Origin of the sequence: Serratia sp. CY37869 (genome assembly GCF_052168895.1) — a bacterium.
GTDB classification, from domain to species: domain Bacteria; phylum Pseudomonadota; class Gammaproteobacteria; order Enterobacterales; family Enterobacteriaceae; genus Serratia; species Serratia ureilytica.
The window spans coordinates 498741-521066 of sequence record NZ_JBJNLU010000002.1 but is presented as its reverse complement, the minus strand read 5'-3'; the positions used below and the strand labels follow the sequence as shown (position 1 = coordinate 521066).

General features: G+C 60.0%; 23 protein-coding genes. 10 read left to right on the top strand and 13 right to left on the bottom strand.

Translation table 11 applies throughout. The features are described from left to right. The first annotated feature begins 12 nt into the window (after nt 1-12). Entirely contained in the window at nt 13-840 is an 828-nt protein-coding gene (locus ACJ8J1_RS12790; RefSeq protein ID WP_033642302.1) for an AraC family transcriptional regulator, read from the top strand. On the opposite strand, the gene ACJ8J1_RS12785 is transcribed toward ACJ8J1_RS12790, so the two are convergent. The 3 genes from ACJ8J1_RS12785 to lsrG form a co-directional block, all read right to left on the bottom strand. Next, on the bottom strand, nt 816-1409 hold the full coding sequence (locus tag ACJ8J1_RS12785; protein WP_033642301.1) for a LysE family translocator: 594 nt from the start codon (nt 1407-1409) through the stop codon (nt 816-818). The genes ACJ8J1_RS12790 and ACJ8J1_RS12785 overlap by 25 nt on opposite strands. An 82-nt stretch (nt 1410-1491) precedes the next feature. Then, nucleotides 1492-2397, bottom strand: coding sequence for an EamA family transporter (locus ACJ8J1_RS12780; RefSeq protein ID WP_033642300.1), 906 nt, complete (start codon nt 2395-2397; stop codon nt 1492-1494). A gap of 87 nt (nt 2398-2484) precedes the next feature. Beyond that, complete coding sequence (gene lsrG, locus ACJ8J1_RS12775; protein WP_033642299.1) at nt 2485-2778, bottom strand: (4S)-4-hydroxy-5-phosphonooxypentane-2,3-dione isomerase; 294 nt, start codon at nt 2776-2778, stop codon at nt 2485-2487. A gap of 193 nt (nt 2779-2971) precedes the next feature. Between lsrG and lsrK the strand changes: the two genes are divergently transcribed. From lsrK to ACJ8J1_RS12745, 6 genes are all read left to right on the top strand, one after another. Next, complete coding sequence (gene lsrK, locus ACJ8J1_RS12770) at nt 2972-4537, top strand: autoinducer-2 kinase (protein ID WP_033642298.1); 1566 nt, start codon at nt 2972-2974, stop codon at nt 4535-4537. Between the two features lie 219 nt (nt 4538-4756). Next, on the top strand, nt 4757-5941 hold the full coding sequence (locus tag ACJ8J1_RS12765) for an MFS transporter (protein WP_033642297.1): 1185 nt from the start codon (nt 4757-4759) through the stop codon (nt 5939-5941). A gap of 59 nt (nt 5942-6000) precedes the next feature. Beyond that, the gene (locus ACJ8J1_RS12760; protein ID WP_033642296.1) at nt 6001-6918 is read left to right on the top strand and encodes a LysR family transcriptional regulator; all 918 of its coding nucleotides are present in this window, start codon (nt 6001-6003) and stop codon (nt 6916-6918) included. Nucleotides 6919-6972: 54 nt separating this feature from the next. After that, on the top strand, nt 6973-7314 hold the full coding sequence (gene yajD, locus ACJ8J1_RS12755) for an HNH nuclease YajD (RefSeq protein ID WP_004939576.1): 342 nt from the start codon (nt 6973-6975) through the stop codon (nt 7312-7314). A 271-nt stretch (nt 7315-7585) separates the two neighbouring features. Next, nucleotides 7586-8221 (top strand): AAA family ATPase, encoded by a 636-nt coding sequence (locus ACJ8J1_RS12750; RefSeq protein ID WP_033642295.1) that lies wholly within the window; start codon nt 7586-7588, stop codon nt 8219-8221. Next, nucleotides 8218-8520, top strand: a complete 303-nt coding sequence (locus tag ACJ8J1_RS12745) for a hypothetical protein (protein ID WP_033642294.1) — start codon at nt 8218-8220, stop codon at nt 8518-8520. The genes ACJ8J1_RS12750 and ACJ8J1_RS12745 overlap by 4 nt, the downstream gene beginning before the upstream one ends. A gap of 38 nt (nt 8521-8558) precedes the next feature. Here ACJ8J1_RS12745 and ACJ8J1_RS12740 read toward each other — a convergent pair whose 3' ends face one another. The 5 genes from ACJ8J1_RS12740 to ACJ8J1_RS12720 form a co-directional block, all read right to left on the bottom strand. Next, entirely contained in the window at nt 8559-10802 is a 2244-nt protein-coding gene (locus ACJ8J1_RS12740; RefSeq protein WP_033642293.1) for a xanthine dehydrogenase family protein molybdopterin-binding subunit, read from the bottom strand. Nucleotides 10803-10804: 2 nt separating this feature from the next. Then, entirely contained in the window at nt 10805-11257 is a 453-nt protein-coding gene (locus ACJ8J1_RS12735; protein WP_033642292.1) for a (2Fe-2S)-binding protein, read from the bottom strand. Between the two features lie 16 nt (nt 11258-11273). Next, on the bottom strand, nt 11274-12605 hold the full coding sequence (locus tag ACJ8J1_RS12730) for a c-type cytochrome (protein WP_089194420.1): 1332 nt from the start codon (nt 12603-12605) through the stop codon (nt 11274-11276). Next, nucleotides 12602-13126: a MarR family winged helix-turn-helix transcriptional regulator gene (locus ACJ8J1_RS12725; protein WP_080273375.1), complete on the bottom strand. Its 525-nt coding sequence runs from the start codon at nt 13124-13126 to the stop codon at nt 12602-12604. The genes ACJ8J1_RS12730 and ACJ8J1_RS12725 overlap by 4 nt, the downstream gene beginning before the upstream one ends. Nucleotides 13127-13294: 168 nt before the next feature. After that, a complete protein-coding gene (locus ACJ8J1_RS12720) occupies nt 13295-14050 on the bottom strand; it encodes a CDP-diacylglycerol diphosphatase (RefSeq protein WP_033642291.1) in 756 nt (251 codons plus the stop codon). 238 nt (nt 14051-14288) lie between these two features. On the opposite strand from ACJ8J1_RS12720, the gene ACJ8J1_RS12715 reads away from it, so the two are divergent. Next, a complete protein-coding gene (locus ACJ8J1_RS12715; RefSeq protein WP_080273373.1) occupies nt 14289-15089 on the top strand; it encodes an alpha/beta fold hydrolase in 801 nt (266 codons plus the stop codon). A 41-nt stretch (nt 15090-15130) separates the two neighbouring features. On the opposite strand, the gene ACJ8J1_RS12710 is transcribed toward ACJ8J1_RS12715, so the two are convergent. From ACJ8J1_RS12710 to ACJ8J1_RS12700, 3 genes are read right to left on the bottom strand one after another with little or no spacing between them, the layout of a single operon-like run. Further along, nucleotides 15131-15733 (bottom strand): helix-turn-helix transcriptional regulator, encoded by a 603-nt coding sequence (locus ACJ8J1_RS12710; RefSeq protein ID WP_049866660.1) that lies wholly within the window; start codon nt 15731-15733, stop codon nt 15131-15133. Then, nucleotides 15730-17016, bottom strand: coding sequence for an O-antigen ligase family protein (locus ACJ8J1_RS12705; RefSeq protein WP_181006753.1), 1287 nt, complete (start codon nt 17014-17016; stop codon nt 15730-15732). The genes ACJ8J1_RS12710 and ACJ8J1_RS12705 overlap by 4 nt, the downstream gene beginning before the upstream one ends. 36 nt (nt 17017-17052) lie before the next feature. Continuing rightward, on the bottom strand, nt 17053-17205 hold the full coding sequence (locus ACJ8J1_RS12700) for a hypothetical protein (protein WP_154219866.1): 153 nt from the start codon (nt 17203-17205) through the stop codon (nt 17053-17055). A 363-nt stretch (nt 17206-17568) separates the two neighbouring features. On the opposite strand from ACJ8J1_RS12700, the gene ACJ8J1_RS12695 reads away from it, so the two are divergent. Together ACJ8J1_RS12695 and ACJ8J1_RS12690 are read left to right on the top strand one after the other, a co-directional pair. Then, nucleotides 17569-18372 carry a winged helix-turn-helix domain-containing protein gene (locus tag ACJ8J1_RS12695; protein WP_050594407.1) on the top strand — a complete coding sequence of 268 codons (804 nt, stop codon included), beginning with the start codon at nt 17569-17571 and terminating at the stop codon, nt 18370-18372. After that, entirely contained in the window at nt 18369-18884 is a 516-nt protein-coding gene (locus tag ACJ8J1_RS12690) for a hypothetical protein (RefSeq protein ID WP_033642288.1), read from the top strand. The genes ACJ8J1_RS12695 and ACJ8J1_RS12690 overlap by 4 nt, the downstream gene beginning before the upstream one ends. 55 nt (nt 18885-18939) lie before the next feature. On the opposite strand, the gene ACJ8J1_RS12685 is transcribed toward ACJ8J1_RS12690, so the two are convergent. Then, the gene (locus ACJ8J1_RS12685) at nt 18940-19863 is read right to left on the bottom strand and encodes a DUF7916 family protein (RefSeq protein WP_033642287.1); all 924 of its coding nucleotides are present in this window, start codon (nt 19861-19863) and stop codon (nt 18940-18942) included. Nucleotides 19864-19934: 71 nt separating this feature from the next. After that, the gene (bglX, locus tag ACJ8J1_RS12680) at nt 19935-22232 is read right to left on the bottom strand and encodes a beta-glucosidase BglX (protein ID WP_033642286.1); all 2298 of its coding nucleotides are present in this window, start codon (nt 22230-22232) and stop codon (nt 19935-19937) included. Between the last annotated feature and the right edge of the window lie 94 nt (nt 22233-22326).

Genomic DNA, 22326 nt, shown 5'->3' with positions numbered 1-22326 from the left:
AAAGGAAAGCGCATGAGTGAAAAAACGCCCCAGTTCTGGCGCGACCCGCAGTTGCCTTTTGTCGAAGCGCGCGCCATCAATGATGGCCGCAAAGTGTGCTACAGCCTGCACAGCCACGAATTCTTTTCCATCGGCGCCATCACCGGCGGCGTCAGCACCTATGTCAACGGCGAGCGGCGCATGCAGGTCGGCGCCGGCGATGTGGTGATCATCAATCCGCAGCAGGCGCATGCCTGCAACCCGATCGCCGACCGCCGTTGGTCATACATCATGTTCTATCTCGATCTCGCCTGGCTCGGCGCGCTGCAGCAGGAAATGATGGGCGGCGACGGCGACCGCTTTGTCCCCTTCAGCCGGCCGCTCAGCCGCGATCCGGCGCTGTTCAACGGGCTGAACCAACTGTACGCGCTGCTGACGAACGCGCAGTGCGGCGCGCTGGAAAAACAGATCGCCCTGGTGGAGTATTTCAGCGCCCTGCAGCTCGCGCTGGGCAGCGGCCGCCAGCCGGAGACGCCGCCGCACCCCCGACTGGAAGCGGCGGCGGCGTTTATCGACGCGCACTGCACTCAGTCGCTGACGCTGGAAGACATTTGCCACGCCGCCGCGCTCTCGCCCTCCTACCTGATCCGCGCCTTCCGCCAGCGCTACGGCATGACGCCGCACGCCTATCTGGTCAATCGCCGCGTGCAGCACGGCCATCGGCTATTGAAAAGCGGCCTGCCGATCGCCGCAGCCGCCAGCGAAAGCGGCTTTGCCGATCAGGCGCACTTCCAGCGCACCTTCAAACAGCTGCTGGCCGCGACACCCGGCCAGTATCAAAAACCCTCCGCCAACAGATAGCAGGCGCTGGCCGCCAGCAACGCCGCCATCGCGCGATTGAAGCGTTGTACGTTGCGCGCCTGCCTGAGCAGGCCGCGCAACATCGCGCCAACGTAAGCCCAGCAGGCCACCGAAGCATAGCAAATCACGAAGTAGAGCCCGGCGAACTGCCACAGCAACCGGATGTCACCGTCGCCGACAAACGCCCCGAGACTGGCCACCGACGCCAGCCACGCCTTGGGGTTCAGCCATTGCATCAGCGCGCCGTACCAACAGGAAGGCGCCTGCGCCTCGCCGTTGCCCAGCCTACCGTCGTCAAACGCCAGCCGGTAGGCCATAAACAGCAGGAAGGCCACGCCGGCCCATTGGATCAAGCGGGTCAACGCCGGCCACAGGATCAGCAGTTGGTGCATGCCCAAACCCAACAGCACCAGCAACAGGGTAAACCCCAGCGTGGCGCCGAACACGTGACGCTGGGTCGCGCCAAAGCCGAACTGCGCCCCGGCGCTCAATGCGACGATGTTGACCGGGCCGGGCGTGATGGAGGCCGCCAGCGCAAATGCGGCCATGGAAAGGTAGATATTATTCATGAGGGCACCTGAGGAAAAATTCACAGGCGCCAGAATGCCGGGCCGCGCCGACAACGTATTGAACAGAATTGCCCTGTTAGGTTTAGCGCACCGCGACGGCCCGTCGGCGCGGCAACCCGAAGGTATTGACCGCCATGCCGGCCAGCACCAGCAACGCGCCGCCGAACTGCGCCGGCGACAGCGCTTCGTCCAGCAGCAGCCAGGCGGCGAACAGCCCGACCAGCGGCACCAGCAGCGTCAGCGGCGCGACGCGCCAGGTTTCGTAGCGCCCCAGCAGGCTGCCCCACACCGAATAACCGAACAGCGTGGCGGCGAACGCCAGATAGGCAACCGCCAGCCAGGTGCCGACCTGCACATGGCTCAGGCTGGCCAGCACCGCCTGCGGGCCGTCGAACAGCCAGCTGCAAATCAGGAACGGCAGTACCGGGATCGGCGCGCTCCACACCACCAGCGACAAAATATTGCGCTGCGGGAAACCGGCCAGGATCTTCTTGTTGGTCAGGTTGCCCAGCGCCCAGGAGAACGCCGCCGCCAGGGTCAGCAACAGGCCCGCCAGGGGGACCGCGCCGCTGCCCGGCTTATGCAGGCTGGCCTGCGCCAGCGCCAGCATGCCGCCGCTGGCGATGGCGATGCCGACGAAATGATTGACGCGCAGCTTTTCGCCCATCAGCACGACACCCAACAGCAGGGTGAAGAACACCTGCGCCTGCAACACCAGCGAGGCCAGCCCCGCCGGCATGCCCACCTTGATGGCGACAAACAGAAAGGCAAACTGCGCGAAACTCATGGTCATGCCGTAGAGCAACAGCCATTTCCACGGGATGGTCGGGCGCGGGATAAAGAAGATCGCCGGCAACGCCACCAGTAAAAAACGCATCCCGGCCAACAGGAACGGCGGCATCCCCTGCAGGCCGAACTTGATTACCACGAAATTCACGCCCCAGATCACCACCACCAACAGCGCCAACAGCCGATCGCGCAATGTCATCCTCGCCCCGCTTATCCCATTGAAAATTCGCTTTGCCTTGCAGGTTACAACCAAACCGGGCGCATGGACACCGGCAAACGCCGGCGTTTATTCCGGCATCAGGCCAATGAAGGTGGTTTTCTTGCGCGGGCCGGTCATCAGCGCTTCCAGCTTCTCCACGCACTGCAGATAGTGTGGGGTCTGCTTGTGCGCCGCCACCGCCTGCTCGTCGCGATAGGCTTCGTAGATGTAAAACCGCGTCGGAATATGCTCATCCTGCAGCACGTCGAAACGCAGGTTGCCCGGCTCTTCGATCGCCCCCAGATGATTGGCGCGGAAAACGTCGATAAATTCGTCGATCTTATCCTGTTTAACGTTGATCTCTACCAATGTGACGTGCATGACAGCTCCTTGTTTAAACGGCGCGCCGCAGCATGGCGCTTTCCAACCATAGGTTTATTCCCGTCGATTGCCCTGCCGCAACGGCAATTTTGCCGCCTGGCTCACAAATCGCACCGGCGATGCCCACCCCGCCCCCGGCGAGGGAAGACGGCGGCATCTATAGTTACTATTCCTCCCCCTGAGAGCATAGGCTATGGATAACTACTTGATGGCGCTGGACGCAGGAACAGGCAGCATTCGCGCGGTGATCTTCGATCTGGCGGGCAATCAGATCGCGCACGGCCAGGCCGAGTGGCAACACCTCGCGGTGCCGGGCGTGCCCGGCTCGATGGAATTCGATCTCAACCGCAACTGGCAGTTGGCCTGCCAGTGCATCCGCCAGGCGTTGCAGCGCGCGGGGCTGAGCGCGCAGGCGATCCGTGCGGTAGCCTGCTGCTCGATGCGTGAAGGCATCGTTCTGTACGATCGCAACGGCGTGCCGATCTGGGCCTGCGCCAATGTCGATGCGCGCGCCAGCCATGAAGTCAGCGAACTGAAAGAGTTGCACAACCACGGCTTCGAACGTGAGGTCTACCAGTACTCCGGCCAGACGCTGGCGCTGAGCGCCATGCCGCGCCTGCTGTGGCTGGCGCACCACCGGCCGGACATCTATCGCCAGGCGGCGACGCTGACCATGATCAGCGACTGGCTGGCCTACATGCTGAGCGGCGAGCTGGCGGTCGATCCTTCCAACGCCGGCACTACCGGCATGCTGGATCTGACCAGCCGCGACTGGCGGCCGGCGCTGCTCGATATGGCCGGGCTGCGCGCCGATATTCTGTCGCCGGTGAAAGAGACCGGCGTCGTGCTGGGGCGCGTCACCGAGCAGGCGGCCCAGGAGAGCGGGCTGCTGCGCGGCACCCCGGTGGTGATGGGCGGCGGCGACGTGCAGCTCGGCAGCCTGGGCCTCGGCATCGTGCGCGCCGGGCAGACGGCGGTGCTCGGCGGCACCTTCTGGCAGCAAATCGTCAACCTGCCGGAACCGGCCATCGATCCGGAAATGAACATCCGCATTAACCCTCATGTCATTCCCGGCATGGCGCAGGCGGAATCCATCAGCTTCTTTACCGGCCTGACCATGCGCTGGTTCCGCGACGCTTTCTGCGCCGAAGAGAAACTGCTGGCGGAGCGACTGGGGATCGACGCTTACAGCCTGCTGGAAGAGATGGCGGCCAGGGTGCCGCCGGGCGCCTACGGCGTGATGCCGATCTTTTCCGACGCCATGCATTTCAAAACCTGGTATCACGCGGCGCCGTCATTCATCAACATGTCTATCGATCCTGAACGCTGCAACAAACAGACGTTGTTCCGCGCGCTGGAGGAGAATGCCGCCATCGTCTCAGCCTGTAATCTGGAGCAGATCGCCGCCTTCTCCGGCGTGCAGGCCCGCTCGCTGGTGTTCGCCGGCGGCGGTGCGAAGGGCAAACTGTGGAGCCAGATCCTCAGCGACGTCACCGGCCTGACGGTGCGGGTGCCGGTGGTGAAAGAAGCCACCGCGCTGGGCTGCGCGATCGCCGCCGGGGTCGGCGCCGGGCTTTACGCGTCGCTGGCCGAAACCGGCGAGCAGCTGGTGCGCTGGGAGCGCGAGCATCAGCCGGATCTCACCAACCATGCGCGGTATCAGGAACAGAAAGAAAACTGGCGGCGGATTTACGCCGATCAGCTGACGCTGGTGGATAGCGGCCTGACCACCTCATTGTGGAAAGCGCCTGGGCTCTAGCGCCGCGCGCGGCCCGGTCATAACCTTATACCGTTTTATTCCTTTCCCCTCGGCGCGGCGCAAGCCGCGTTTTAACTCGCTGCCGTCATTGTTCCCCCTCAGAAACAGTGTAACCACCGCAGATGGATTTATCTGCGCCTTCAGCCTGCCGTAGATTGTGACTTTGATCACGCCGCGCCCCGAGCGCGGCCTGCGCATTCACCTGAGAAGAGCGGCATTATGCTGAATAATAAAGATAACCCTGCATCATCCCCGTGGCCGGCGATCTTCTCGCTGACGGTCGCCTGTTTTGTCATGGTCACCACCGAGTTTTTGCCGATCGGCCTGCTGACCAACATCGCCCCTTCGCTCGGCGTCAGCACCGGCACCGCCGGGCTGATGGTGACCATGCCCGGCATCGTGGCGGCGGTGGCCGCGCCGGTATTGAGTCTGGCTTCCGGCCGGCTGGACAGACGCCTGCTGATGCTGGGGCTGTCGTTGCTGCTGATGGTGTCCAACCTGGTGGCGGCGCTGGCCATCAACTTCCCGATGATGCTGCTGGGCCGCGTGCTGCTGGGCATCTGCGTCGGCGGCTTCTGGTCGTTCGCCGCCAACTACGGCCGCCATCTGGTGCCGGAAGCCAGCCAGGGCCGCGCCACTGCGCTGATCCTCAGCGGCATCTCGGTCGGCGCGGTATGCGGCGTGCCGGCCGGGGCCCTGATCGGCGATCTGTTCGGCTGGCGCGCCGCCTTCTTCGGCGGTGCGGCGCTGGCAGTCGGCGTACTGTTGGCGCAGCTGCGTTTGCTCACGTCGGTACCGCCTTCCCGACCGGTCACGCCGCGCGATCTGGTGCTGCCGCTGCGCCTGCCGATGGCGCGCATCGGCCTGATCGCCATCGTGCTGTTGTTCATCGGCCACTTCGCCGCCTATACCTATCTGCGGCCCCTGCTGCAGCAGGTGTTCGTGCTCAGCCCATCGGCGATCTCGCTGCAGCTGTTGGCCTATGGCGCCATCGGCCTGCTGGGCACCTTTCTCGGCGAGCGTCTGGCGGAACACAGCCTGCGCGCCACCTTCATACTGATCGCCGCCATGCTGGCGGGCATTTTGATCGTTTCGCCGCTGCTCAGCGGCCTCGCCGGCGCCACGCTGATGGTGCTGGTATGGGGGCTGGCCTTTGGCGCCGTGCCGGTCTGCGCCACCAACTGGATGTTCGCCGCCGTGCCGCAGGCGCCGGAAGCCGGTCAGGCGCTGTTGGTGTGCGTCATCCAGATCGCGCTGGCCTCCGGCGCACTGCTGGGCGGCGAGGTGGTGGACTGGCAGGGCGTCAGCAGCGCCATGCTGTTTGGCGGCGCGCTGATCCTCTCCGCCACGCTGGTATTTGGCCTCAGCTTGCGCTCCGGCGCGATTGGCGCTAAACAGTGTTAATCATTATCTATCTGCAGAAACATGCCCCGGCCACCGCCGGGGCATGGCGTTGAGAACCTATGGACCATCATTTGCTCGCTATCCGGGTCTTTAACCGCGTCGTGGAAACCGGCGGCTTTACCCGCGCCGCCGATTCGCTGGGCATGCCGAAAGCGACGGTCACCAAGCTGATCCAAAATCTGGAGGATCACCTGCAGACCAAACTGTTCCAGCGCACCACCCGCAGCGTGTCGGTCACCCGCGAAGGCGAATGCTATTACCAGAATACGGTGAAATGGCTGGCGGATTTGGAGCAGATGGAGGGCTGTCTGACCGAGTCGCAGAATTCTCCGCAGGGCGTGCTGCGCATCGATACCGGCAGCGGCACCGCCCGCCAACTGCTGTTGCCGGCGCTGCCCGGCTTTTTGGAACGCTACCCGCAAATCCAGATCGATCTCAGCATCGGCGATCGCGTTATCGATTTGATCAGCGACAGCGCTGACTGCGTGATCCGCAGCGGTCCGTTGGCCGATTCCAGCCTGATCGCCCGGCGTCTGTTCGATCTGGACTGGGTCAGCTGCGCCACCCCGGCCTATCTGGCGCGCCACGGCACCCCGCGCCATCCGTGCGATCTGGAACAGGGTTTTCCGATGGTGCACTACCGCCATCCGGTCAACGACCGCATCCATCCGCAACGCTATGTCGAGCGCGGCAAAGAGATCGCCATCCAACAGCGCTACCCGGTCAGCATCAATGAAGGCAACGCGCTGCTGGCGGCGAGCCTGGCCGGCTTGGGCATCATCCAGATCTATCGGTTTATGGCGCAGCCGCACCTCGAGCGCGGCGAACTGGTCAGCCTGCTGCACGACTGGCAGCCGCCGCCGGAGCAGATGTACGTGGTCTACCCGTCCAATCGCCACCTCAGCGGCAAGCTGCGGGCGTTCATCGACTGGGCGGTGGAGACGTTTGACAGCGGCAAGATGAGCCGCACGTTGTAGCCGCACGCACTGTGGTATTATTGGCCGCATATTGATTTCCGACGGACGACCACCATGGCCTATATCCCCAAAAACTATGCGAAGCTGGAAACCGGCTACCGCGAAAAAGCGCTGAAACTGTTCCCCTGGGTATGCGGGCGCTGCTCGCGCGAATTCGTTTATTCCAACCTGCGCGAGCTGACGGTGCACCACATCGATCACGATCACAGCAACAACCCGGAAGACGGCAGCAACTGGGAAATGTTGTGTCTGTATTGCCACGACCACGAACACTCGAAATACACCGAGGCCGATCAATACGGTTCGACGGTGGTGGCCGGTGAAGATGCGCAAAAAGATATCGGCGTCGCCACCCACAACCCGTTCGCCAACCTGAAGGCGATGATGAAGAAGTAACGCCATCGACAGCTTAATGAGCCACTAACTTATTAAGCTGTTAAATTAACAAAAGACTCTTCCGTTCCGCCACTTCCCAGAGAATTCCTACTTACCCATCCGGTCCATTCACCGCAAAATAAGCTGCGCAGTTAACAACATACTGGCTTGGCAAGCCGCCGCAGTTGGTGCATATTGTTCGCGAGTTGTTCTTGTTAACCTGTTTGATTATCAACCTAATAAGCACATTAACTTAATAAGTTACCTGCTTAATAACTTGAGAGATGGCAGCATGATTGTTCTGATTGGCTCGCAAAAAGGCGGCGTCGGCAAATCGACGAAAGCAGTGAATATCGCCGGGTATCTGATTCTTAAGCAAGGCAAGTCGGCGATCATCGTCGATGCCGACGACCAGAAATCGATCATGACCTGGTACAACGACCGTCAGAACGTCGAGGGGCTGCCGCACATTCCGGTGGTGGCCGCGTCGGGTAAAATCAAGGAAACGCTGCTGGAGCTCGATCGCCATTACGACTACGTGATCGTCGATACCGCCGGCCGCGACAGCGCCGAACTGCGCTCCGGCCTGCTGGCCGCCGATCTGTTCCTCTCGCCGCTGCGCCCTTCGCAGATGGATCTCGACACCATCGGCTATCTGTCGGAGATGTTCTCCACCGCGCAGGAATACAACGAGAAGGTCAAAGGCTACATCGTATTGAACATGTGCCCGACCAATATCTTCATTAATGAAGCCAACGAAGCGGCGCAGGTGCTGAGTGAATACCCGGAGTTCACCCTGGTGAGCAATCGCCTGTGCGACCGCAAGATTTACCGCGACGCCTGGGGTGAAGCCATCACCGTGCACGAAGCGAACAATGAAAAGGCGCAGACCGAAATTGAATGCCTGGTGAAAGAGGTGATCCTGTGAAGAAACGCACCCCCACCCACCGCATGTCGGAAGACGAATTCATCAACAGCGCCACCTCGCATACGTTGCCGGTTGCGGCTCCCGCGCCGGAAGCCAAGCCGGCCGGCCGCAAGCGTACTTATAAGGCGATTTCCGTCAGCCTGACGGACAACCACATTGAGGCTATCGATGAAGTGATCGTGCAGGCGGCGCGCAACGGCATCGTGCGTATCACCCGCTCCGACATCATCAAACTGGCGATCGACGGATTGGCGGAGAAAAGCGAAGCGCAACTGCTAGCGCTGCTGAAAAAGCTCTGACCGCACGGCAGCCGCCGGCTGATCGAGCCGGCGGGCCGTTACACCGACGAGAACTCGCGTGGGAACGGCATAGTACGATAGGTTTTGCCGGTGGCCTTATGCAGCGCGCTGGCCATCGCCGGGGCGACCACCGCAGTCGACACTTCCCCGCATCCCTGCGGCGCACGCGCGCTGTCGAGTATCACGACCTCCACCTTGGGCATTTCGGCGATCGCGAGCAGCGGATAGCGATCGAAATTCCCTTCCACCACGCCGCCCCGTTCAAAATGCAGCTCGCTGTGCAGACAGGTGGTCAGCGCAAAGCCGATGCCGCCCTCTACGTTGGCGCGCACCAGGTTCGGGTTTATCACCTTGCCACAGTCAATCGCACATACCGCGCGCAGCACCCGTAGTCGCCCCTCCTGAATGGCGATTTCAACCACCAAACCGACGTAGGTGGTGAAAGCATTATTGCGGCCGACCCAAATATTGCACGCCATACCGCGAGAAACGCCCGACGGCGGTTCATGCTGCCAACCGGCCGCCGTGGCGGTGGCGTCCAGGACGCGCAACGCTTCCGGGCTGTCCTGCAACAGATGCCGCCGATACGAATACTCGTCCCGGTTGGCCTTATGGCTGAGTTCGCTGATAAAGCTTTCCAAAAAGAACAGACTGGCGACGCTGCCGACACCGCGAAGATAGCTCAGGGAGATCGGCTGTTCGACGATGCCGGCCTCCACCTTCAGATGAGGGATGCGATACGGCGTGCTGTAAACGCACTCCACCATACTTTCATCCCATCCCCCGGCCTCGTTGACCGTTTCGCGCCGCATTTGCCAGAAGAGCGACTGCCCGGCATAGCGCGCCCACAGCGCCTGCGGGTAGCCGTTTTCATCCAACAGCGCCCGATAATGGCTGATGCAGGCCGGACGATAGTATTCATGCCGCATGTCGATCTCGCGCGGATAGACCACTTTGACCGGTTTCCCCACCGCCCGGGAGGCGGCGGTAGCATGCATCACGGCATCCGGCAGATATTTGCGCCCAAAGCTCCCCCCCAGATAGGTCGTATTCACCACCACATCCGTCGGCTTCAGCCCGAACATTTTCGCCAGAACGTTGCGCACCATGTCCTGCCCCTGGAAAGGGCCCCAGGTTTCGATACGGCCCTCGCCGTAATGGCTGGTGGCATTGCAAGGCTCCAGGGTGGCGTGCGCCACATAAGGTGCGCTGTAACGCGCCTCATGCAAGCGCGAACCTGATTCAGCGCCACGAATCAACGCCGACGCCTCGCCGCGATCGACCGCCGACACCAGCGTATCGCCATCCAGCATCGTCAGATTCTCCGCCGCAATCACGCTGCCGGTCAGCGCTTTTCCTGCGCCCGGCAGCCAGTCGACCTCCAGCAAATCCGCCGCTTTTTTGGCCTGCCAGTAGCTCGCCGCCACCACGATCACCGTATTGAGCGACATATCGTGATCCAATCCAACCATGTTGTTCATCGACCACTGTCGGGTCAGCACCAGATCCACCACGCCCGGCATGGCCCGAATCTGCCGTTCATTACGTACGGCGACCAGCTTTCCGCTGAGATCGGGCACCATCCAGGGGACGCCGATCAGCATCTCCGGCAAGTCGATATCGATACCGTAAATCGCACTGCCGTCCACTTTCTCCGGCGTATCGACCCGCAACAGCGGCTTGCCAATGACACTCTCTCGCTCTTGCGCCTCACTCTTTAAAGCAGGCTGCGGATCCAACGGCAGTTCGGCGGCATAGCGCACCAAATCGCCATAGGCGACCTTGCGCTTCCCGCCTTTCTCAAGCACCCAGCCTTTCTCCGTGCGGCACTGCGATGGTGAAAGCGCGAAATGTTTTGCGCCGGCCCGCAGAAAGAAATCTCTCGCCTGTGCGCCGGCCAGCCGGGCACGCTGATAAAATTTGGTCATGGAGGTTGAGGCGGCGACAAACTGCGCGAAAGCCTCGCCCCCGGCAACCTGACGGTAAGCGTCACGGCCGGTGACGAATTTCACCGTCACCTGCGCCCAATCGGCATCCATCTCCGCCGCCACCACTTCGGCCAGGCCGGTATAAATCCCCTGTCCAACCTCACATTGCGACACGCCGATGACGATGCGGCCGTCGCGGTCGATCCAGATCCAATCGTTCAATTCATGCTGATTGTCCGGTGGCGCCACGTCTTGTGAAACCACGGCCGCCAGGCTGCGCGTCGATATCGGCAGCAACATGGCGGCCACTGCCAACGCGCTGCCTTTTATCAAGGTTCTGCGGGTGATCGCCATACTCAGGGTTCTCCCTTGTCGGCGGCGCGGTGCACCGCCGCACGGATCCGGTGGTAAGTGGCGCAGCGGCACAGATTGGTCAGGCCCGTATCTATCTGCCGATCGTCCGGCCTCGGGTGTTCCGCCAGCAGCGCGCTGACCGCCATGATCATGCCTGATTGGCAGTAGCCGCACTGCGGCACGTCCTCCGCAATCCAGGCCTGCTGCACCGGATGACGGCGATCGATGGACAGCCCTTCGATGGTGGTCACCTGCCGATCGCGCACCAATTGCAGCGGATAACAGCATGAACGCACAGCCTTACCGTCGACATGTACCGTACAAGCGCCACAGGCGCCGATACCGCAGCCGAACTTGGTGCCGGTTAATTTAAAATGTTCTCGGATCACCCACAGCAGCGGCGTATCCGGCTCGCCGTTAAATTCGACCGCCTGGCCGTTCAGATTGAACTTCATGCCATCCTCTCTTGGATCAGTGCTTCACCCGACGTTTCACCCACGCCCCAATGACGATCAATACCAGCAATACGCCGCCCCAGAACACATAAGGCAATGACGTAATCAACAGCGGTTTTTCACCGCCCGCCCGCTGCAGAGCCACTTGCTCCGGCGTTATCCTGACCGCCGGATTGCCGAATTGCTGCAATACGTAATTGCCCAATTCAGCCAGTTGCCGGTCATCCAGACTATCGGCGAACCCCGGCATCCAGGTCTGCAGCGTCTCCCCCTGACGCTGCACGCCATACAGCATCACCATGATCAGGTTATTGGCCCGTTCGCTGCCTACGGTGGTGTTGTGCGTCAAAGAAGGGAAATGGCCGTCATAAGCCCCCTCGCCGCCCAGACGATGGCAGCTGGCGCAGGAAACGGCATACAGCGCCTGTCCGGCGGCACGGCCTTTACCGCCCCCCTGATATTGATAGGCCGCTTTCGTTCCTTGTACGGTGACGATCGGCGGCGTTTGTTTAAGCCAATCGGCGATGGCGCCGAGGTCGTCGTCACTCAGGAAACGCAGGCTATGCTCCACCGCCTCCGCCATGCCGCCGGCAGCCTGAGCTTTGTCATTGCGGCCGGTACGCAGATACTGCACCAATTCTTTCTGGCTCCAGCCGCCGATGCCGCTCACGGGATCCGAGGTGATATTCGGTGCGATCCAACCGCCGGCTTCTCCTCCTGCCAGATAGCGATCGCCGCGTTCCGCCATCATCCCGTTACGTGGGCTGTGACACGCCGAGCAATGCCCCAACACATCCACCAGATAGCGGCCACGCGCCTTCCTCTCGTCTGCATCGACGGGCGTCTTTTTCAGAAACAGCCAGTTCCAGCCGTGGATCGCATAACGCCAGGAAAAAGGGAACGTCAGTTGGGTCTCAGGCACCGCACGATCGACCGGTGCGACACCGGCCATAAAATAGCGATACAGCGCGTGCAGATCGTCATCACTCAGCCCCCGATAAGCGGTATAAGGCATGGCGGGATACAAGGGTTGGCCGTCCCGCCGAATGCCCTGCGTTAACGCGCGGCGAAACTCTTGTTCACTGTAGTCGCCAATGCCGGTTCCTTTGGCGGGCGTGATATTGCTGGCGATGATGTCGCCCATCGGCGACGCGATGGCATAACCGCCGACATAGGGGGCGTCCTGTTGATTGCTGCCGCGGTGACAAGCCGCGCAATCTGCGGCGGTAGCCAGATATTTTCCCCGTGCGATGACCTGTTGGTCATTCTGGCTGGCGAAGACCGAGCAGGAGAAGATCCCCAACGCGATAACGCACAGCTGTTGTGCTCTCCGCCAGCGGCCGTTCACGCTTCACCTTCCGGCTTCATCGCCCCCGCTCGCTCCTCCGCCAGAAGAGCAAACTCGTCCGGCAACAGATTTTCCTGTTCGAGCATCGCTATCGCGTTATGCTTGATGCCAAACAATACGCGGTAAAAAGCCTCCAGATCGTTGGCCGAAATGCCGTTGAGCAGTTTTTGCCGCGCTTGCTGGCTGGAATGATCCAACTGCGCCAGCATCTCCTGCCCGGCCTCGGTCATTCTCACCCCTTTGGCGCGCTTATCTTCGGACAGAGCATCGCGAGCGATAAGCCGATTTTTTTCCAGAAACAGCAGCGCGCGCGACATCGTCGAGACTTCGGCGTTCAAATGCTGCGAAACGTCTTTCAACGTGCAGCCATCCCCCAGATCGGCAATCGCACTCAGCGCCAGCCAATGCGGGCGCGTCAGATTGGTCATTTTCACCGACTGGTCCATCGCCGTGCGCCACAGGCGATTGGTCACATCCAGATGGATGCCCAGTGCAGCAGGAAGTTTGCGTGGTTGTGACATGTCGGGTTACTCTCGATTATTTATTTGCTTGTACAAACAAATAGTAGATCAAACATGAGAACAGGATCAAGCAGAGGAGGGAGAATAAAATAAAAGCGAGTTAATACATTTGGTTAGTTTGTATCGCACGGCGTACGCTCCCCAACGACGGGGAGCGATAAGAAAAACTCAGTTCCCCGCGACCTCGCACCGGTAGTCCTGAATTTCACCGGCCGACCCCAGGTTGAGATCGGTCAACTTCAAACGGTTTGCCAACAGCAGCATCTCGCCCTGCGGGCTGACCGCCAGCGCCAGGCCGTAATTGCCGATGCTGTCGCCCTGCTCGACCACGTAGTTTTGCAACAAGCGGAAAGGATCTTCCTGGGTTAAATCGGTGCCCGCCAATTTTCTGGCCAGATATTGATGGCCGACCAATTTCACCGCCAGCGGCCGCCACTGTTGATCTAATTGCTCAGCCTGTTCCCCCAGCGCGTTATAGACATCCTGGCGCAAGCAGGCAACGTGAATATGCAACTGATTTTGAGAGCGGCCATATTTCGAATTGACCGCCAGAGAAACCCATGCGTCTTTTAACGGTTTACCCAGCTCGCTGGATATATGTTCGCGGTTATTCCAGGCCTGGGCGAAATAAGGCGGCGTTCGATCCGCTTGCAATATCGGGCTCTCGATGCCGCTGACCTTTTCGGTCGGCATCACCAGATCGTGGTAAGGGCCCTTGCTGTCCTTAAACAGGACATATCCTTCGGTTAAATCCACCTTTAAGCAGGGTGCAGGATCGTGGTTCTGCTGCTGATTGGGCACGCACTGTTGGCTGACTATCTGCCACAGCGCATTCGGATTGCCACGCCCGAAGAACCACCACAGCACCGCCGCCAGCAGCAAAATGACAAGCAAAATAATTAATAGTCTGAAAAGTCTTTTCATCGCGACTCCCTGTTTATCTATTCCATACCGAAAGGAGCGCCAGCATAAACCAAGGCTCCGGCATCGACCAGAATATTATCCTTAATGTCACCTTTTATTGACGTCTTGTTAGCAATGGATAATTAAAAATAAGCCTCCACCTGAGTAATTTAAGGTAAATTAATACCGTGGGTTGAATATGAGTGTGATATAAGCAGCCGGGACTCTTTTTATATAAGGAACCGATAAGATGCCAACGATGGGCAAATCCCTGCATTATCTCGACGTAGGTTCAGGCTTTCCATTGCTGCTGGGCCACAGCTATCTGTTCGATCTGAATATGTGGGCACCGCAGTTCGAAGCGCTGGCTAAACGCTACCGCCTGATCGTACCGGATCTCTGGGGCCACGGCGATTCACCGGCGCTGCCACCCGGGCGAAACAGCCTGTCGGATATCGCCGCCGATCATTTGGCGCTGATGGATCATTTGGATATTGAAGAGTTCGGCATCGTCGGCCTGTCCGTCGGCGGCATGTGGGGCGCCGAACTGGCGGCGCTGGCGCCGGAGCGGGTGAAAGTGCTGGCGCTGCTGGACAGCTACCTGGGCGACGAAACTCCAGAGGCGCGGCAGCGCTATATGGGCATGCTGGCCGCCGTGGAACAGGCCGGCGCCATCACGTCGCCGCTGCTGGAATATATCGCCGCGCAGTTCTATTCCGACGAAGTGCCCGCTGCGCTGTCGCAGCCGTTGCTGGCCCATCTGCAAAGCCTGCCCGCCGAGCGCCTGCGCGAAAGCATCGTGCCGCTGGGCCGGATGATCTTCGGCCGCCCCGACAAGCTGGCGCTGCTGGAACACATCACCGCCGCCAGCATCGTCATCACCGGCGCGCAGGATAAGCCGCGCCCGCCGGCGGAAGGCCAGCGCATGGCGGATCTTCTCGGCTGCCGACATGTGCTGATCCCCAACGCCGGGCATATCAGCAACAAGGAAAATCCGGCGGCGGTCAATGAAACGCTGCTGGCGTTTCTTGCCGAAAGCACCACGCCGCTGTTTTGGTAAGTCGCTCCGGGCCGCCAGGCCCGGACCTGCCATGCCATCGCTCAGACGACGTGGCTATCGCCATTTCCCTGACCGAATCCCCCCAGACGCAACCAGCGGTAAAGCTCCGCATCGCGCTGAAAATGCATCTTTCTCATCACCGCCCGTTTATGCGTGCTCACCGTCTTGATGCTGACCCGAAGCCGACGGGCAATGGCGGTCGGCGTCATTTCCCAACTCAGGTAACGCATCACTTGTTTTTCCTGCGGCGTCAATGGCAACGGCTGGCACCAGGCGCAACAAGAAAAACCGCAGGCGCCGCCGGTTCGGCCTTTTATCACCCGCGCTACCGTGTGCAACAGCTTTGCGACGCCTTCATTGCGGTACACCCTGCCCGCTTCCCTCAGGCACCCCGAAATGGCGCGAATGCGGGCTTCTCTGAGATCGTAAACGGCGAGATAAAGGGCGTGAGGAGCATGGGGAGGATGGCAAAAACGCGCCATGTCGCCTTTGGCGATCGCCTGGAACACAAGGTCGGCATTCATCGGCTCGCTGCAGCGCGCCTCGATGCCACGTTCACTAAAATAGTCGCTCAACGCCCGATACGCCCCGGCGACAAAAAAGCGGTCGATATCCAGGAAGGCGATATTGATGACCGTGTTCACGCCGTTTCCCTCCGCGCGAAAACAAACCGGCAAAACCGGCCGGCATTGAGCCTGCTGCGCCCATCCAACGTAACGAGCAGCAGCGTCAAAACCGCCCATTGGATGAGCGACAGCCCGAACGGGTAGGAAAACTGCGCGCACAGCAGCAAGGGAATGCCGCTCGTCGCCAACGCGGCCTCTTCCCCGGCGGCCGGGCTGTGCAAGCGGGCGGCGATGCGCTCCCGTCGCCATGTTTGGCGCACCAGCGCCGCCACGCCCGCCAGCAGGCACAGCATGCCCGCCAACGCAACGACGCCGCCTTCTATCCACCACAGCAGGAGCTCATTATAGGGTTGCCGCGCTGCGCCTGCCCGCGCCACCGCGGGCAGCGCATGGGCCTGTAAATGCTCAAAGCCATGCTCGAATCGGCCATAGCCCCATCCCAACCAGGGCCGCTCTACCACCAGCGCCAGCGAGTCAAGCAGCGTATCGCAGCACGGCGCGGCATTCGACAAACGAACGCCGGCGTTCAATTCATCCGCCAATATCGCCAGGCAGAATCCCAATGCCGTCATCAGCAGCGCGAGCACGCAATGCAGCGGGTATCTGCGCACAAACATCACGGTCAACAGCGCGGCACCCAATAGCACGCTGAGACAAACGGTCTGCGATGCCCCCCAGCCCAGCGCGGCGGATAAACCGATCAAGAGCGGCAGCAAGAGTAAAATACGCCATCGCTCGTTATCTCGGCGCAACATGCGGAACCGAGGCAACACCGTCAGACCCCATCCCGCCAATAATCCGCTCGCCAATAAACTGCTCGCGGCATCCGGCCAACGCCCCCCGCTGCCGGCATAGCCTGCCGCCGCCTCGGCCGGGGAGGAAAAAAGCCAAATGCCTCCCACGGCTGCGGCTAATACCAGCGTATAGATAAACGCAATACGCACGTGTTGCATGACCCGATATTGCAATAGGATAAAGTAAATAATCCAACTGCCAAACAGGCAGGCCATTCGCCCCACGGTAAGCACGCCCCACTCGGCACGAGAATAAAAAAGGGGCAGCAGCAATATCACCGCGCCCAGCGCAAAGAAAAAACACGCGGGGGTCATCCCCCACGCTTTTCGCAAAAAAAGGAGCGCGCCGCCGACGCCCAATAAAGCAAACAGCACAACCCCAATCACAAGAGAATATGGAAACGTCAGCGAGAAATAGTTCATATCATAGTGATAAATATAGCCACCCAACAAAATCAATACGCTGACATAGACCATCACCATGAACTTTAAACATGGAATAGACATAATAATTTCATCCCAAAATATCTATCTGAAAAACCATCAGAAAAGGCTAAGCCATTTTTCAATTGCAATAAAAGAAATGCCTGTCAGCAACACCAGCCCGGTAACTATCGCCATCACAATCCCGACAGATTGAATAGCTTCAAAAAGCTTTCGCCTGTAGCGTAAAAGCGTCCAGTTTCTTTTAAACATACCTTTTCCTCTTGGCCATTCAGGCTTCAAGCAAAGAAAGCCCGCAATTTAAACGTGGATTACCGGCAAAATCCTGTCGCATTTCCCAGCGAGTTCCATAGTATCGCCGCAGCCAAAATCAAGATATATGTATTAAATTTAACCATAAAAACAGTTTTTAATTCCTAAAGATAATAAAAATAAGGAATTAAAAACCAAAACAAAGAAAACCTAATATTATAAAACTGGCGCCCCCCGTACGTTTGAACTTTCGCCAAAAATTTCACAACATGAAAAAATCGCCATCATCTTGACGGGTGAAAAATAATAGATAACTCTGTCCTCGCTAAATTTCGCCGTCGCTATAAGGGCAAGCAGCACATTATGGAATACGTCATTAATCAGATGATTATTTTCTCACCTGCCGAACGCGCATTGTTCATCATCAATGAACGGGAATCTTTTATGCCGTTATCTAACCCTGCCACCCGCTTGTTGTTAGAGTTGGTTACCCATCATAAAGAGATGCTCACCCGCAGGCATTTGATGCAGCGGGTCTGGGAAGATAATGGTTTTGTGGGTTCAAACAATAATCTGAATGGTTGCATCAGTGAGATAAGAAAAGCGTTTGAATCGCTGGCGCTGGATCCGCAAATCATTATTACCATCCCCAAACTGGGGTTCATTCTTGAAGCGGAAATTACCTCATGCGAAAACATGCGCTCACCGGAAAACCAAAAAGCGGTTATTCCCACCCTGTTGACCCGGGCCGGCGCACTGTTAAAACGGCGTGGGAATATCTGCCAGGCAAATAAAGCGCCCCTTGCCGCAGCATTGATGATGATTGCGTGCTTTAGCCTCGTCTGCGCTTTATTGTGGTTCAACCGGCCGGTTCACGCGTTCAAAAACGCCCAGGTCGATTTTTTTTATCGCCATGAGCAGTGCAACGTTTTTACGTTGGAAACCGCCGCGCTGAACGACCGGCGTGAAACGCAAGCGCAAATTGCCGCTGCATTGAAAGCTGAAGCGACCGACTGCGGCACAACGCCCGCCGATCTGTTCTACACCAAAATCGCCAACCCCAATCTTCCTTTTCAGGTCACCTTCATCGCCATCTGCAATCTGGCGCAACCCGGTCAATATGGCCGGTGCCGCACGATCAAAAACACCGACGGTATGACGCCATGAACAAAAAAACACGCTTTATCGTCGGCTTGTTATTGCTGATGGCACCCCTGGCAAGCCAGGTCGCCCAGCTGTCGCACCATCCTAAAACCTTACTGCGTTGCGAAGCGGAGATCACCGCGCGCAACCGCTATGGCCCAGCCATGGAGCCCGCCGCGGTTTTAAAAGCAAAGATGTATTTTTTCCTCTACCACAACGGCACTGGCTTTATCAGGCTCAATGGCTTTATCGAGCGACAAGAAAAGACCTATGTGCTGAACCGCGAACTTCACTATGTGTATGACACCCCCGGCGATGAGGCGGCTGAAGAGGATGGCGGCGGCGATGGGTACACGCTACGATTCGCCGCCGACCGTAAACATGCCGGAGATACGGTTCCCGCCCCCCTTTGGGCGACCTTTTTGCAGTCGGAAGATCCCCGAATCTCCTACCATGTCGCCGTCGAACACGTACTCGGCAACCTGTATGTGGTCAGTACGCTTCAAAGCCCGACCTTTGTCTGCCGGCGTTATTAGGCTATGCGTTGCGAGTGTTGCCTATCGGAAGAAAAGCCCGCAAGCGGCAGCCATTTCAGCGGTTAATTGAACGCGCCATGCGGCTGTAGGTGTGGCGCACGCCGCGAATCGCCACGCTGTAGGCGAAGATGTTTTCCGGCAGCGCCAGCCCCAAATAGCCGGTATCGCCGATATGGTGCAGATCCGCGCCGGCCATTTTGCTCATCAGCGCAATCTGCCGCACGGTCTGCACGTCGGCCCCCTCTTGCGAGGTGCCGATCGCTGTCATCGCCAGCGCCCCCTGCCGCTGGGCAAAGGCGATCAGCGCCGCCACTTTCTCCTGCGACATGCCGGGAATGGTACCCGGCGCTGGCAACAGCACGATATCCGCACCGTTCTCCACGAACAGCGCGATGTCCTGCTCGCCGATCAGCTGGCTGCCGCTTTCGCGCACAATGCCGGCACCGTGCATCTTGCCGGTCACCAGCACCATCTCGTCGCCCACTTCATCGCGAATCGCTTTCAGCGCGGCGGCGATCGCCTGATTGCTGACGCCGTTGTTCGGGTTGCCGGTCAGCACCAGCATGCGCGCGCCGAGCTGATACAGCTTGCGGGCATTCTCGGCGGTGGCGGCGCGCCCCGCCGTCATCTGCCAGAAATCGTTATGTTCGCTGGCGAAGGCCGGATCGACGGCCTCCAGGTTCACGCCGATAACCCGCCCTGTCAGGCGCTGCAGCGTGCGCAGCGCCTCCTGCGGCGGCACGTCGGCAGGCAGGCCCGCGATGTGCGGCTGGTCGACGTCGAACAGGTTCAGCAGCAGCAGGTCGGCGCCCTGGCTGGCCGCCAGCTCGGCATTGGTGACGTTATTGAGCAGCGGCTGAGTGACCGCGATGGTTTCGCTGACCAAAATGCGCCCTTCGCTGGCGCGGATGGCGTAGAGCAGGTCGGCTTTGCCGATATCGGCCAGATCGCTGGCGCTGCAGTCCAGATAGCGTTTCATGAGGCAAGCTCCGATGACGTTAGCGGGAATGGATGCCCCCTCGCTCAGCGCGGCGAACGAGGGGGACAGGGTTACTTCAGCGTAAAACTTTGCGCCTGCACGTTGTCGGAGTCCAGGCCGACGAACACGTTGAATTTGCCCGGCTCCGCCCCCCATTTCAAGCTGGCGTTGTAGAACTTCAGATCGTCTTCGCTAATCGGCAGCTCAACCTGCTGCGACTGACCGGCCTTCAGCGTCACTTTCTTGAAGTTGCGCAGCTCTTTTACCGGCCGGCTGACCGACGCGGTCACGTCCTGCAGATACAGCTGCACCACCGTGGCGCCGTCGTACTTGCCGGTATTTTTCAGCGTGACGCTGGCGGTTAGCTTGCCGTTGCGCGCCATCGTCGGGCTGGACAGTTTCAGATCCGACAGGCTGAAGGTGGTGTAGCTCAGGCCGTAACCGAACGGATACAGCGGGCCGTTCGGCGAATCGAAGTAGCGCGAGGTGTACTTGCCCGGATTCTCCTTGCCGAACGGGCGGCCGGTGTTCAGGTGGTTGTAGTACATCGGGATCTGGCCGACCGAGCGCGGGAAGGTCATCGGCAGCTTGCCCGACGGGTTGTAGTCGCCGAACAGCACGTCCGCCACCGCGTTGCCGCCCTCGGTGCCGCTGTACCAGGTTTCCAGCATCGCGTCCGCCTGCTCGCTCTCCCAGCTCAGCGCCAGCGGGCGGCCGTTCATCAGCACCAGCACCAGCGGCTTGCCGGTGGCTTTCAACGCGGCGATCAGATCGCGCTGGCTCTGCGGGATCGTGATGTCGGCGCGGCTGGAGGCCTCGTGCGCCATGCCCTGCGATTCGCCCACCACCGCCACCACCACGTCGGCCTTGTTCGCCGCCTGCACCGCTTCGTCGATCATCTGCTGCGGCGAACGGGTATCGAACGCCACCGCTGGCTCATACTCGTTCAGGTAGTCGATGATGCCTTTATCCTGCGTGACGTTGGCGCCCTTGGCGTACAGAATGCGCGCCTTATCGCCCACCGCCCGCTCCAGCCCCTCGCGCAGGGTGACCGACTGCTTGACCACCCCGGCGGCGGACCAACTGCCCATCACGTCGCGCTGGCTGTCGGCCATCGGCCCGACCAGCGCAATGGTCGCCTGTTTGCTCAGCGGCAGCGTCTGCTTATCGTTCTTCAGCAGCACCATTGTTTTACGTGCCACCACCCGCGCTTCGGCGCGATGCAGACGGCTTTCGGCGTTGGTGTCCTGCGGATCGGAACCCGCCGGGCCCAAATGCACGTAAGGATTGGTGAACAACCCCATGTCATACTTGGTGTTCAGCACGTCGCGGCAGGCGCGGTCGATATCGCTTTCAGGCACCAGCCCGTCTTTCACCAGACCCGGCAGGTATTTGTCGTAGAACTCGTCGCTCATGCTCATGTCGACGCCGGAGGTGATCGCCAGGCGCACCGCGTCGCGCGCGTCGGCGGCCACGCCGTGCTTAATCAGTTCCTTAATCGCGCCGTGGTCGCTGATGGTGATGCCTTTAAAGCCCCACTGCTCGCGCAGCAGATCTTTCAGCAGCCACGGGTTGGCGGTGGCCGGCACGCCGTTCACCGAGTTGAGCGACACCATCACTCCGCCGCTGCCGGCGTCCACCGCCGCTTTGTAAGGCGGCAGATAGTCCTGATGCATGCGCAGCGGGCTCATGTCGACGGTGTTGTAATCGCGGCCGCCTTCGACGGCGCCGTACAATGCAAAGTGCTTGACGCTGGCCATCACCGAACCGGGTTTGGCCGGATCGCCGTTCTGGAAACCATCGACCATCACCTTGGCGATTTTCGAGACCAGCCAGGTGTCTTCGCCGAAGCCTTCGGAGACCCGGCCCCAGCGCGGATCGCGGGTGATATCGACCATCGGCGCGAAGGTCATGTTCAGGCCGTCGTCGCTGGCCTCCTGCGCCGCCACGCGGGCGCTGAGCGCGATGGCTTCCAGATCGAAGCTGGCCGCCAGCCCCAGGCTGATCGGGAACACGGTGCGCTGGCCGTGCACCACGTCATAGGCAAAGAACAACGGGATTTTCAGGCGGCTGAGCTGCATCGCCTGATCCTGCATCACCCGGATATCCGGCCGGGTGACGGTATTGAAGATGGCGCCGATCTGCCCTTTGCGGATCCCCTCGCGGATCGCTTCTTTCGGGTTATCCGGCCCGACGCTGATCAGCCGCAGCTGACCAATCTTCTCTTCCAGCGTCATCTGCTTCATCAAATTGGACACGAAGGCGTCGCGCTGCTGGGCGTGAATGCCCTGCGTTATCGGCGTTTCCTGCGCAAAAACCGGGCTGAGGGCCAGACCGGACAACATACTCACCACACAAAGCCATTTCATCTTGTTTTATCTCAGGCGTGTTTCCGCCGCCAACGCCGCGGAGTTTAATCGGAGTGAAGAAACAGTTTGCCACACTCTGTTTCATCGCCAAGGG